The organism is Endozoicomonas sp. SESOKO1 (genome assembly GCF_024606265.1).
Taxonomy (GTDB): domain Bacteria; phylum Pseudomonadota; class Gammaproteobacteria; order Pseudomonadales; family Endozoicomonadaceae; genus Endozoicomonas.
The window spans coordinates 1-12,132 of record NZ_JAHHPP010000315.1 but is presented as its reverse complement, the minus strand read 5'-3'; the positions used below and the strand labels follow the sequence as shown (position 1 = coordinate 12,132).

The window sequence follows — 12,132 nt, the reverse complement described above, 5'->3', positions numbered from 1 at the left end:
AAGCTGCAAAAAAGAAAGCAATGTCTTTTTCATCAACTGTCAGCGTATAACACCCGACAGCAACGGTACAAACCGGACAGCTTCCAACACCTTACGCTGATACTCATCACCGTTTCTGGTCACCAGCACAAGATCCTGAAAGTCACTTCCTCCAACGGGAATCACCAGCCTCCCACCTTCCGGAGAAAGCTGCTGCAACAGTGCTTCAGGAATTTCCCCCGGTGCCGCCGTGACGATAATTCCGTCAAATGGACTTTCCTCCGGCCACCCCATAACTCCATCGGTATGACGAAGACGAACATTATTCAGAGACAGCCTGGACAGTCTCTGCCGTGCCATCTCCTGCAATGGTCTGATGCGTTCCACGGAGTAAACCCTGCCCACCAGCGAAGCAAGCACAGCCGTCTGATAACCGGATCCGGTACCAATTTCCAGTACCTTATCCTGCTCACCCCGGGCCAGCAACACTTCTGTCATTCTGGCAACAATGTACGGCTGTGACAGTGTCTGATTATGACCAATGGGCAGCGCCGTGTCTTCATAAGAACGATGAGCCAGCGCTTCATCAAGGAATAGATGACGGGGAACGGTGCGAATGGCTTCCAGGACTTTGCTGGACTGAATCCCCTGATCCAGCAGACGCTGGGTCAGTCGCTCTCTGGTTCGGCGAGACGTCATACCGATACCATCAATTTCAAGATCCCTCCTCATACACAGGCTTCAAGCCAATCCTCCATCAGTGATAACGTTGCATGACCGGTCTTATCATATTGCAATGGGGTAATGGATACATAACCAGAAGCCACCGCATGAAAATCGGTTCCTTCTTCAGCAATCAGGGGCTGACCAACGCCGCCAATCCACCAGACCGTATTGCCACGGGGGTCGGTCATTTTTACCGGCGGCTTTGACCGGGCACGGTGGCCAAGCCGGGTAATTTTCATTCCACGGATGTCTTCATAACCACAGGCCGGTACATTGACATTAACAATCGTACCTTCTGGCAAGATCAGGTCATCAAGGCGCAGCATCAAATCGTTTAACACTCTGGCGCTCACTTCCAGGTGGTGATCTTCTCTGCCGCAGGATGAAATGGCAATGGCGGTTTTTGCCAGCATGCGTCCTTCCATGGCAGCAGCCACAGTACCTGAGTAGAGAACATCATCACCCAGGTTTGCGCAGTTGTTAATACCGGAAACTACGCGCTCCGGAAGGCGGCCAAACAACCCACTGGCGGCGAGATTGACACAATCTGCCGGTGTCCCGTCCACACTGAAAAAGCCATTGTCGTGCTCTTTCATGCGCAGTGGCCGATTCAAAGTAAGGGAATGTCCCCTGCCGGAACAGTCACTATCCGGAGCCACTACCCAGCACTGGCCGTAGGATTTCATGGTTTCAAACGAAAGGGCCAATCCCCTGGCGGTAACGCCATCATCATTGGATAGCAATATGGTCATAGTCCATCAATCCTGAATTATTCCAAGCGATTTAAAAACCCACTGTCGTAATCAGCATGACTGTTTCACGACTCTTCATCTCGTTTTTTTTCCAATAGATGGTTTGCTTCATAACAATCAAACAACTCCCTGAGTACAGAAGTCGCAAAACAACCCTTTGGCAGTCGGAAGCGTAATTCCAGTGAACGTCCTTCAGGACCACTTTCCCACAGCCAGGTAAACTGCTGGGGTACCAGACGGTTAACTCTGCGCTCCTGCAGCAATCCGGCCTTCTCAAGCCCATCACACAACTGAGGATATCCGGCAGTGACAGACTGTTCGAAAAGCAGGACCTGATCAGTCACTTTCGATCTCCCCCTCCCCCACAATGGAGAGGTTGGACTTAATTCACCGTTGCCCAGACGGGTCATCATGGTTTCATCCGGCGCTTCAAAAATCAGGCTGTTACTATCTGGAAATCCTAACGCATCGCCAGAAAGATACTGATTCCAGACACCCTCCCTGACTTTTTCAGAAAGCACCCGGTTAAACAGCCAGGACCGGGCTGCAGACAGATAGACCGATCGTTTATTCCGTTGCACCCTGAACTTTCCAGCCAGCATATCGACGGCTTTTTCAATATTGCGTCCATGATGACCAAAGCGCTGCTCACCGAAGTAATTAGGCACGCCTTCGCGAGAAACCTGCTCTAACCGTGCATCAACCAGTGCAGGATCAACATCAATATTCCGCAATCTGATACGGAAATCATTTGCCTTAAGGGCTCCGGTTTTCAGTTTTTTCCTGTGGCGTGCCTGCCGAATGATCCGTATGGTATCACTCTCCAGGCCACTCCAGTCGGGATCAGCCATACCAGGCAGGGAAACACAAAACCATTGACGCGTAATCCCATGACGATCCTTGCGTCCGGCATAACTGACCGACTGTCTTTTAACTCCTGCATATCTGGCCAGAAGCCCTGCAACCCAGTCGGTATTCTCACCTTTTTTTTCAATCAGCAGAAAAAGGTGTTCACCTTCACCTTCCGGCTCAAAAGGCAGGAGTTCATCAACAAGAAAATCTTCATGACAGGACTTGAAAAGACAACTGCCCAAAGGGCCACCAAAGGCATGATACCAATCGATGGAGTAATTGGCAGGCATCGGTACATCTGCATCCATGATGTGCTCTCAAGAAAACAAAATTAACAGTACCGCGTTTAACGCAGTCAGTGAAAGGTAATACCAAAAAATACCGATGGGTATTGGGCCTCCTGTCCAGAAGGCACCGTGCCTTGAATCATGAACCCAGTTCTGTCAACAGAACGACGGCGTGAACCGCAATACCTTCTTTTCTACCGGTATAGCCCAGCTTTTCAGTGGTGGTCGCCTTGACGTTTACCAGGGATGGATCAATCCCCATGTCTTCGCTGATATTCTGCCGCATCTGGTCAATGTGAGGTGACATTTTTGGAGACTGGGCAACGATAGTACTGTCCATATTAACAGGGATCAGATCATGCGCTTCAAGCAGGGCAATAACATGACGGAGTAACTTTCGGCTATCAATGCCGGCATAACGCTCATCGGTATCGGGAAAATGCTTACCAATATCGCCCAGACCTGCCGCTCCCAACAGTGCGTCGCAAAGTGCATGAAGCAGCACATCACCATCGGAATGCGCCACCAGCCCACGGGTGTGAGGGATTTTTACCCCTCCCAACACTATATAATCCCCTTCATCCCCTTCATAATACCCTTCATCCTCTTCATAATCCCCTTCGCACTCACTATCAGTGAAGCGGTGAACATCAAAACCATGACCAATACGCATCAGGTGACCTCAATAAGTTTCGATTGCTGTTCTATATATAGAGTGGCCAGAGCCAGATCAGTTCCACGGGTCACCTTGATATTATCGGCATGTCCTTCCACCATGACGGGCTGCTTTCCAGAGTATTCAATGGCGCTGGCCTCATCCGTTACCGGCATCTTATCCGCTATCGCTTTCGCCATTGCATCGTGCAGCATTCCCAGACGGAACATCTGCGGTGTCATCGCATGCCAGAGTCCCTGACGGTCTACCGTTTCGGTGACAACATCATCGATTCCGGCCCTCTTGATGGTATCGGTAACCGGGCTACCCAGCAGACCTCCGACAGGATGTTCATGGAGCTGACTGACCAGCCAATCCATATCTGCACGGCGAATGCAGGGACGGGCTACATCATGGACCAGTACCCAGTCATCAGGACTACCGATATCCAGCAGCACTTTCAAACCATTGAGTACCGAGTGGTAACGCTCATCTCCCCCCCGGGCAAGGAGAATCCTCGGATTTTTCAATAGTTCAATGGACTGATGGTACTCATCGTTATGATCAAGCACTACCACTATCTTTTCCAGCCCGGGAAAATCCAGCAATCGCTCCAGGGTATGTACCATCAGAGGCTTACCCTTGATTTCAAGGTACTGCTTGGGAATATCCACATTCATCCGTCGGCCAACGCCAGCTGCCGGAACAACCGCCCAGTAACGAACCGTGCTCATGGTTTCTACGCTACTCACTCTGACACCCTTAATTTGAACATTCAGAAGCCAGTTCAGGAACAGCTCCTAGGAGCCTGACCGAGAATAGACTGCCCTACTGCGGTGGCAGCAAATTGGTCTAAAAATCCACTTTTGTCCGTCAAATAGCGCGCTATTCTCCTCACAAAACTGAATTTTTATCCTCAATTTTCTCCCATCCTCGCTACGGGCGCTATTCTCGGTCAGGCTCCTGGCACCAACACAGGAAACAGATTATCCAGTTTAATCGAAAGTCAGAAAGAATGTTTCATCACTGCGGATCATACCCAGCTCCTGGCGTGCTCTCTCTTCAACCGTTTCCATCCCCTGCTGAAGTTCCACAACCTCTTTCGCCAGCAGGCGGTTACGCTGGTACAAACGTTCATTTTCAAGCCTGAAACGCTCAAGGCTATCCTTTTGCGTCAACATTTCAGCCATACTGCCCTCACCAATCCAGAGCCTGGTTTGCAGACAAACCAGCAGCAGTGTCAACAGGGCAATTGCCAGTTTTTTCATCATCAGTTCCGCTTTAAACCGTCACTATCCAGAGCAGTATGGGTAACACCAGAAAAACAAGATGTTTGAAGCTGAAGGGTGAAGTTTAACAGGAGTACCCGTGGTTTTACATATGATCAGTTATCAGAACCGCTTCACAGGGTTTTCCAGTCCTATCCCTCTGTCGTGTTTCGTTATCTGCTTGACTCTCGCCTTTCGTTTCTTGAGCTTCTTTTCCTGATTGCGGCCAATGATAGAGCCGCCACCATTGACTACACTGCAGCCGACAATGGGTATGCAAAGCACCTCCGACTCCCTTCTCTCTACGACAAGGGATACTGTATTACCTGTTGAGTTCAGCCCGGTACCGGCTACCCGGAACCCGTAAGCCAGGGACCAAGGAGCCTTAGACATGCCCCGCGACAACCCTATTGGCAGCTTCAACCGCTATACCGCCCCGGTTAACGCCAACAGCCAGCCTGCAGCAAACAATACCGTCAACAGCATCACCGCCATTTCCGGCCAAAAACCGATGCTTTTGCTGGATTTACCCTTGCAACCCATGGGGCACTTGCTGGGTTTTTTAAGGTATCGGGATATAAAAGCAATGTCGCAGACCTGTTCGTCCTTGTTCAATACCATCCGTGAAGAGCATTTACTCCCCAGGACCTGGTTTAAACAGTTCGAGCCTCGACAACAGCAGCAATTCATACAGATTGCCAATTACATCAGCAACCATGAACTGAAAGCCTGGCTGAGGCAGCTTACCGGGAATGAAACGCTGATCAGCGCTATTTGCGGCCATTCAACCGGTTGTGGCCATTCAGCCGGAAAAGTAACAGACGACGATATACCGCCACGGGAACCACGAAGAGGAAAATATTTCCCGCAAATCCTGTTTTACACAGTGGGCCAGCTGATGGTTAACTGTCGTACTTTCCATCCGGAATTGGCAATATCCATCAATTGCATCCCCTATACTGCCGCATCAGCCACCCTCAGCAACGATGGAGGCTACCTGGCGACCAACAGTTACACGCGCTGTAGTCCGGAAAATTATGGCAGAACGGCAAACGCCACAAGACCCGAAGTGATTTCTATCCCCCATGCAGGCATAATCCGCCGGATCACCTTCAGCACTGACAAAAAGCATATATTGAGCCACACAGCCCGGATCGCGAAAATCAGCAGCGTTAATACCAACGGCAACTGGACAGAAAGACTCATCATCATTTCTGATAGATTTATCAGATCGGCGACTTTCAGCCCCGACAGCCGCCATGCAGTGATGGCCAGGAGTGGTCGCAGGGCCGTAATCTGCACAATGGACAACACTGGCCGCTGGGTAGTAACAACGACAACGAAACATAAAGGGCACGTTCTTTCAGCAACATTCAGCCCTGACAGCCGCTTGATAGTCACTGCCAGTGACGATCACACGGTGAAAATCCATGGCCGGGACAGCAACGGCAACTGGCTGGAGCTGGCCACCCTGAACCATAATGGCAGGGTCACTGCCGCTGAATTCAGCCCTGATGGCAAACATATAATCACCATTAGCGACGACGGGAATAACAATCCCGATCGCATCGCAACTATTTTCAGCGGCAACACCAATAACGGTTGGGTAAAAAAAATCTGTATTACCCACTCCCGGGGAATCACCTTCACTGCATTCAGCCCTGACAGCCTCCATGCTGTAACAGAGAGCTTCGATTATATTGCCAGAATCCTGAGTTTTGATACCCGCAACAACTGGCAGGAAAAAACCACTATCAACCACAAACGGTGGATTGCCTCTACCAGTTTTAGTCCCGATGGCCACTATTTAGTCACGGCCAGTAGCGATCATACAGCAAAAATCTACCGGTATGATGCAAACACCAGGCACTGGTCAGAACAACAGATTATCGTCCATGATGATTTGCATATTACCTCAGCCAGGTTCAGCGCTGACGGTCGACATATCCTGACATTTTCCTGCAATTACTCATCAATATCCCTACCTGAATGCAACGCCCAAATCCACACTCGTACGACCGGTGGCAACTGGATAATCAGCGGCAAATTCACGACAGCAGGTGGGGTTTATTCAGCCCAATTCAACCACGATGGCTCCCATGTTGTCATCGAAGCCAGAAATGATAGCGCCATCATAATCTATGGCTACACGGCAGATGGTAACTGGTTACACAAAACGACGCTTCACCATCAATACAGGCTCGACTCGGTAACGTTAAGTGCCAACGGGGGGCATTTAATGACCATTAGTAACGACGGCCAACTGGTGCAGGTCTGGCACCTTAACAAGGAAGATCTGGCAGCACATCCCCAGCGCCCTGTCAATGAACTGTCGCCTCCCCCAGACAAAAAGGCCAGAAAATCTGCTCCATAAGCTCACAGACAAAGGGCGATCCACGAATTAACTCTCCCTCAGCCCGGAGTGCTTCACCCTTCTCTCGGCCTGACAGGTTTGCCCACTTCGTCGGACAAAAAAAGGGAGGCTTAAAGCCTCCCCTTTCAATCAGCAGCGACTGCTAATCAGGCATGCTTGAATTCAGCAATGCCACGGTAAGGCGCCTTGCCTTCCAGCTGCTCTTCGATACGGATCAACTGGTTGTACTTGGCTACACGGTCAGAACGGCACAGGGAACCGGTCTTGATCTGGCCAGCGCAGGTACCTACCGCCAGGTCAGCGATGGTAGCGTCTTCGGTTTCACCGGAACGGTGAGAGATAACGGCAGTGTAACCAGCGTCTTTCGCCATCTTGATGGCATCCAGAGTTTCGCTCAGGGAGCCGATCTGGTTGAACTTGATCAGGATAGAGTTAGCGATGCCCTTATCGATACCTTCTTTCAGGATCCTGGTGTTGGTTACAAACAGGTCGTCACCAACGATCTGGATCTTGTCGCCCAGCAGTTCAGTCTGGTACTTGAAGCCGTCCCAGTCAGACTCATCCAGGCCATCTTCGATGGAGATGATCGGGTACGCTTCGGTCAGGCCTTTCAGGTAGTCAGAGAACTCGTTGGAGGTGAAGACCTTGCCTTCGCCTTTCAGGTTGTACTTGCCATCTTCGTAGAACTCGGAAGCAGCACAGTCCATAGCCAGAGTGATGTCGGTGCCCAGAGTGTAACCGGCCGCAGCAACCGCTTCTTTGATGACTGCCAGAGCGTCAGCATTGGAAGCCAGGTTGGGGGCAAAACCACCCTCATCACCCACGGCAGTGTTCAGGCCTTTGTCAGACAGAACTTTCTTCAGGGCGTGGAATACTTCAGCACCCATGCGCAGCGCTTCAGCGAAGTTCTTGGCGCCAACTGGCTGGATCATGAATTCCTGGATATCGACGTTGTTGTCAGCGTGCTCGCCGCCGTTCAGGATGTTCATCATAGGAACTGGCATGGTGTACTGGCCAGCAGTACCATTCAGCTCAGCAATGTGGGCGTACAGTGGCATGCCTTTGTCTGCTGCAGCAGCTTTGGCAGCCGCCAGAGACACCGCCAGGATAGCGTTGGCGCCCAGCTTGGCCTTGTTATCAGTGCCGTCCAGATCGATCATCTTCTGATCCAGGCCACGCTGGTCATTGGCATCAAAACCAAGCAGTGCTGAACGGATAGGACCGTTGACATTGGCAACGGCTTTCAGAACGCCCTTGCCCAGGTAGCGGGACTTGTCACCATCACGCAGTTCCAGGGCTTCGCGGGAACCAGTGGAAGCGCCACTGGGAGCACAAGCAGTACCAAAGGCACCAGACTCAAGGATGACGTCAGCTTCAACAGTGGGGTTACCACGAGAATCAAGGACTTCGCGAGCCTTGATTTCTTTGATAGCGGTCATGAGATACTCCGGGTGAAGAATTCGGAAATTTCAAGTGAGAGGTAAGCAATACCGCAAAATGGATACGGCATTGTTACGGGAGCGGCAACTATACCACCGGAAAATCCTGTGTCAAAGCCTTACAATTCCGCTGGACACCGCGCCAGCATTGAGTTCCGTGGATTTTTGATCATTACTGTTAACCTCTGTTAATAGCCTGTGAACCATCGTTTAAACCAAACGTCAATGATCAAATAATCATCAAATGGCAACGGCAACAGTAAGTAAAGTTACTACCTGAGATACAATTCAAAAATCATTTTCTCCGCCGTGCAGTCAAAATCAAACATGGCATCAATGGTGACGCTGCCCTTATGGCGGTTCACCGTTTTCTTTACCTGGCAATGGTCAGAAATGCTGTTTGCCAGTGCTTCCATCTTTGCCATCTGATCGTTTGCCTGTTGCTCAGTATCTCCTTTTATTGTCATTGCAAGGTGAGTATCACCGGGCGCAATCACCTCACCTATCTCAAAACAGTGATCAGCATCAACTTCCAGTTCAGCGGTGGTATTCTCCATATCAGGCCTCCTTTTGAATGCCAGATGATGATATGTCTACAGTTAATCATCTTAAACCACTTTCACCAGCCTTTAATAACATTTTGACCCTAATGCATTGAAAAATAAAACATTAAGCAATTAACCGGTTAGATTTACAAACCCTATTGGCTACGCACAAATACCAATAATTTAGCCTGAAAAAGTGGCAGGATAAGCAAGAGAACTGAAACAAAATGGAACCATATTACAACTTGATGGTCTAATTTTTGAAAAATCAGAATCCTGTGGGACTGATCGAAGAAATAGCAAAAAAAGTATCAAATAAATTGTTTTGATTTTTTCTTACGGGAGAAAGCAGAGGTAACCAAATGTTCAACATAACCTCGAATTATACCACTTCAATAAATACCGACCATCCTCCAGATACCGGTATTGTTACCCGATTCATGGACATGACGGTTACTGTTTCAACCGCTATTCGAAGCTATCTACAGTTTTACCCAGAACGCTTTTTTTCAATTCGCCTTGATAATGCTGCAACCCCGTGTGAATCCTCCGCCCCTGTGCCCTCACCATCGAAGTACAATTATCCTTTATGTGAAAATACTCCGGCTATCGGCAGTACAGATGACCATTTCCCCGAAGAAATGATACCCCCTGATGCCCCTGAAAGCCTGTTTCCTCCGGCAAGTCTGCAATGCTTTGAAACTTCAAGTATGGTGTACATTCCAGGCGAGACTGAAAAACTGGATATTGATACTGTAGAAATTATTGAAGGAAGTGAACTGGCAAACCAGCTTGGTACTTCTGGCAAAGTCAGGGTTGACAACGTTTTTTATCAGGCAGAAACCGGTGCTATTTTCGCACGGCTAATGATCAATGAAGTAGAACAGTTATTTACGCTTTTTTACATCAACGTAGAAACCAACATCAAGCTTCCGATAACTCAATATCAGCTGGACGCCTATCTCTCTGAAACAAAAAATGAGTATGCCCCACACTACGAGTTCTTCAGGGAGGCATTAAAAGAAAACAGTAGCACGCAGGTTTTTGGGACGGAAGCAAACCCAAATACGGAACATCAATGGCGAAGAAAGCTCCTGAGGAAGGTAAAGCGGAGGGAGAAAAATTTACCACATTACGTGTACCCGAAATCCATGACACCTGTAAAACACTATTGTTGCAATCAGGGAGTATCCAGTGTCACTAATAAAAATGGAATTGATATCACTGAAGCTGTCAAGATAAGAATGTACCAGCAGGAGGAGAAATTAGTTAGCCTGGGAGGGCCTCCGTTGAAACACCAGGATATAGAGTCAGCACTCAAACACGTCGCGAAACAGAAAAGTGCGTTGGCGGCCAGTCAGCGTCATGCTGACAAATTGAATATACACTTTGACAAGCCAGCGAAGGTTACTCTGTCCAGAGGACAAGCTGAAACAGTCAAGATGCTGAATGAAAAGAGGGTATTGGCCAAAAAGGCAGGAATTGACTTAGCAGCCCAAAAGGATATTGCAACTGAATTCATCACATTCTTATGATAATGAAATTTTCACCCTCAATTTATTACCAACCTCGCTATGGTCGCTATTCTCGATCAGCCTTCTAAACTTCTTCAGGCCCATGTCGCCTTGCCGTGGCATCCGGTGCCGAAAAATGGCTGCATACCCGGTCATAGATTGATTTACATCCCTCATACACCTTGCACAAGCCACCGCTGGCAACAAAATAAGCTGTTGACGTTACTGCTATCTCTGCCAGATAGACTGGGGTAAACGGAGTGAGTTCTCCGTACTCATCGAACTCAGCCCGGGTCATGTTATTGAAACAATGCCTCCTCAAAAAGACTTTGCCAGGTTCATTCAGCGGGGAAACCACCTGATTTTTTACCACGACAGCAAACGCTCCAACACCTACAGAATAAATTGCCTGTGAGATCGTGGAGGTAAAAAGACCATTGGATTGTCGCTGGGTTGAATTATCCGGTGAATCAGTAGCTGCCATTAATTCGGGGTTGCAAGGCATCAATGGTCCAGCTTGATTACCGGTTGTACAAATTTGAGTCATGTTAATATCCATACGGGTTTGCGGGTTTGTGCTCTTGGACAGTATCAGGAGGTATTTCGGTGAACTACTCGCCCCTAAAGGGAGCAAGCTTCCAATACTAAGCAGCCACCAAAGTGGTTGCCGTTCTTTTCTTTTTTGACGCTTCGTTGCCACAGCGGAAGAGACTTTCGCCTTTCCCGTCTTACGACCGGCTCCACGTCCAGTACAGAGTAAAGGAATGCCTTTACCCTGCAACTCCGTTCCAGAGTCTAAAAACAGTTTGATAGCCCGTTTCTTTATGACCAATGCGGCATTAGCATCGGCATTGCCAACGTATCCACAGGAGCCGCAGAAAAACAATGCTTGTGTCTTGCGGTTGCCGGGGTGAGTGTGTCCACATCGGGAACACTCTTGACTTGTATAGGCTGGAGATATTTTGAAAACGGCTTTTCCTAGTCTGGCAGCTTTGTACTGTGCGTACGCTTCCAGATAGTGCCAGCCGACATTGAGGATGGACTTATTGAGTCCGGCCTTGGCCTTGGCACGATTGGGAAGGTACTTCCCGTTACTATCCTGCCTGGCCTTGGGCTTGCGGGTCATCTTCGATGTGTTCAGAGCCTCGAAGATAATAACCTTGGCAGAGCTATCGACTAACTTTCTGCTGGTTTGGTGGCAGAAGTCATTTCTGATTGCTGCCTGTTTGCGGTAGGTCTTGCTGATTCGCTGCTTGACCTTATTGCGACGATTTGAACCTTTCACCTGTTTGGCAAGGCGACGCTGCAGGCGCTTCCGGTAACGCTCTTGAGCAGCAAGGTGTCTTGCCTGCCCAACAGAAAACCTGTACGCAGCATCACCAGTGTGGGCCGGAACCACAACACCACGATCCACCCCGACAACATACTCATTCAGCCATTCTTCTGAAGCACCTTTGAGCCATTTCAGATTCTCTTTGTCAGCCGTTGGCTCTGGCTGATTATCCTCATAACAGAACGAGACAAAGTACTGCCCTGCTTCCTTGCGGATATACAAAGACTTTGGCTTATTGAATGGTCGGTGGGATTTGAACGACAGATATCCGATGTTGTTGGTCCTGGTGCCAATGAACAGCCGGGTAACACCGTCAGCGCAGACGTCAAACCGAAACAGTTCGTTAGTCAGATAAATACTGCCCCTATCTGTCTTTGGCTTGCGCTTTGGCTTGCCGCATAGCCCTTT

At 49.2% G+C, this 12,132-nt stretch carries 12 protein-coding genes; 2 read left to right on the top strand and 10 right to left on the bottom strand.

Translation table 11 applies throughout. The features are described 5' to 3' along the window. Positions 1 to 39: 39 nt before the first annotated feature. The 7 genes from KDK13_RS14115 to KDK13_RS14085 all read right to left on the bottom strand — a co-directional run bounded on the left by KDK13_RS14115 (position 40) and on the right by KDK13_RS14085 (position 4,912). Positions 40 to 711, bottom strand: coding sequence for a protein-L-isoaspartate(D-aspartate) O-methyltransferase (locus KDK13_RS14115; protein WP_257285616.1), 672 nt, complete (start codon positions 709 to 711; stop codon positions 40 to 42). Further along, complete coding sequence (gene surE / locus KDK13_RS14110) at positions 708 to 1,457, bottom strand: 5'/3'-nucleotidase SurE (RefSeq protein WP_257285615.1); 750 nt, start codon at positions 1,455 to 1,457, stop codon at positions 708 to 710. The genes KDK13_RS14115 and surE overlap by 4 nt, the downstream gene beginning before the upstream one ends. Before the next feature lie 65 nt (positions 1,458 to 1,522). Then, entirely contained in the window at positions 1,523 to 2,617 is a 1,095-nt protein-coding gene (gene truD / locus KDK13_RS14105; protein WP_257285614.1) for a tRNA pseudouridine(13) synthase TruD, read from the bottom strand. Positions 2,618 to 2,735: 118 nt separating this feature from the next. Further along, the gene (ispF, locus tag KDK13_RS14100) at positions 2,736 to 3,269 is read right to left on the bottom strand and encodes a 2-C-methyl-D-erythritol 2,4-cyclodiphosphate synthase (RefSeq protein ID WP_257285613.1); all 534 of its coding nucleotides are present in this window, start codon (positions 3,267 to 3,269) and stop codon (positions 2,736 to 2,738) included. Then, the gene (gene ispD, locus KDK13_RS14095) at positions 3,269 to 4,003 is read right to left on the bottom strand and encodes a 2-C-methyl-D-erythritol 4-phosphate cytidylyltransferase (protein ID WP_257285612.1); all 735 of its coding nucleotides are present in this window, start codon (positions 4,001 to 4,003) and stop codon (positions 3,269 to 3,271) included. Before ispD ends, ispF begins: the two co-directional genes overlap by 1 nt. Positions 4,004 to 4,246: 243 nt before the next feature. Beyond that, entirely contained in the window at positions 4,247 to 4,519 is a 273-nt protein-coding gene (locus tag KDK13_RS14090; RefSeq protein WP_306671130.1) for a septum formation initiator family protein, read from the bottom strand. A gap of 123 nt (positions 4,520 to 4,642) precedes the next feature. After that, positions 4,643 to 4,912, bottom strand: coding sequence for a hypothetical protein (locus KDK13_RS14085; protein ID WP_257285610.1), 270 nt, complete (start codon positions 4,910 to 4,912; stop codon positions 4,643 to 4,645). Here KDK13_RS14085 and KDK13_RS14080 point away from each other — a divergent pair. Next, entirely contained in the window at positions 4,911 to 6,893 is a 1,983-nt protein-coding gene (locus KDK13_RS14080; protein ID WP_257285609.1) for an F-box/WD repeat-containing protein, read from the top strand. The genes KDK13_RS14085 and KDK13_RS14080 overlap by 2 nt on opposite strands. 146 nt (positions 6,894 to 7,039) lie before the next feature. Here KDK13_RS14080 and eno read toward each other — a convergent pair whose 3' ends face one another. Beyond that, the gene (eno, locus tag KDK13_RS14075) at positions 7,040 to 8,332 is read right to left on the bottom strand and encodes a phosphopyruvate hydratase (protein WP_257285608.1); all 1,293 of its coding nucleotides are present in this window, start codon (positions 8,330 to 8,332) and stop codon (positions 7,040 to 7,042) included. 272 nt (positions 8,333 to 8,604) lie between these two features. After that, positions 8,605 to 8,889 (bottom strand): YfcZ/YiiS family protein, encoded by a 285-nt coding sequence (locus tag KDK13_RS14070; protein ID WP_257285607.1) that lies wholly within the window; start codon positions 8,887 to 8,889, stop codon positions 8,605 to 8,607. A gap of 350 nt (positions 8,890 to 9,239) precedes the next feature. Between KDK13_RS14070 and KDK13_RS14065 the strand changes: the two genes are divergently transcribed. Continuing rightward, positions 9,240 to 10,412 carry a hypothetical protein gene (locus tag KDK13_RS14065; protein WP_257285606.1) on the top strand — a complete coding sequence of 391 codons (1,173 nt, stop codon included), beginning with the start codon at positions 9,240 to 9,242 and terminating at the stop codon, positions 10,410 to 10,412. 64 nt (positions 10,413 to 10,476) lie between these two features. Here KDK13_RS14065 and KDK13_RS14060 read toward each other — a convergent pair. After that, the coding region (locus KDK13_RS14060; RefSeq protein WP_257285605.1) for a transposase at positions 10,477 to 12,132 on the bottom strand (1,656 nt) is incomplete at its 5' end.

Bases quoted from the DNA above. Each gene is read 5' to 3' on its own strand.
- KDK13_RS14115 (WP_257285616.1), bottom strand. From the start codon at position 711: ATGAGGAGGGATCTTGAAATTGATGGTATCGGTATGACGTCTCGCCGA.
- surE (WP_257285615.1), bottom strand. From the start codon at position 1,457: ATGACCATATTGCTATCCAATGATGATGGCGTTACCGCCAGGGGATTG.
- truD (WP_257285614.1), bottom strand. From the start codon at position 2,617: ATGGATGCAGATGTACCGATGCCTGCCAATTACTCCATCGATTGGTAT.
- ispF (WP_257285613.1), bottom strand. From the start codon at position 3,269: ATGCGTATTGGTCATGGTTTTGATGTTCACCGCTTCACTGATAGTGAG.
- KDK13_RS14090 (WP_306671130.1), bottom strand. From the start codon at position 4,519: ATGAAAAAACTGGCAATTGCCCTGTTGACACTGCTGCTGGTTTGTCTG.
- KDK13_RS14080 (WP_257285609.1), top strand. From the start codon at position 4,911: ATGCCCCGCGACAACCCTATTGGCAGCTTCAACCGCTATACCGCCCCG.
- KDK13_RS14085 (WP_257285610.1), bottom strand. From the start codon at position 4,912: ATGTCTAAGGCTCCTTGGTCCCTGGCTTACGGGTTCCGGGTAGCCGGT.
- eno (WP_257285608.1), bottom strand. From the start codon at position 8,332: ATGACCGCTATCAAAGAAATCAAGGCTCGCGAAGTCCTTGATTCTCGT.
- KDK13_RS14070 (WP_257285607.1), bottom strand. From the start codon at position 8,889: ATGGAGAATACCACCGCTGAACTGGAAGTTGATGCTGATCACTGTTTT.
- KDK13_RS14065 (WP_257285606.1), top strand. From the start codon at position 9,240: ATGTTCAACATAACCTCGAATTATACCACTTCAATAAATACCGACCAT.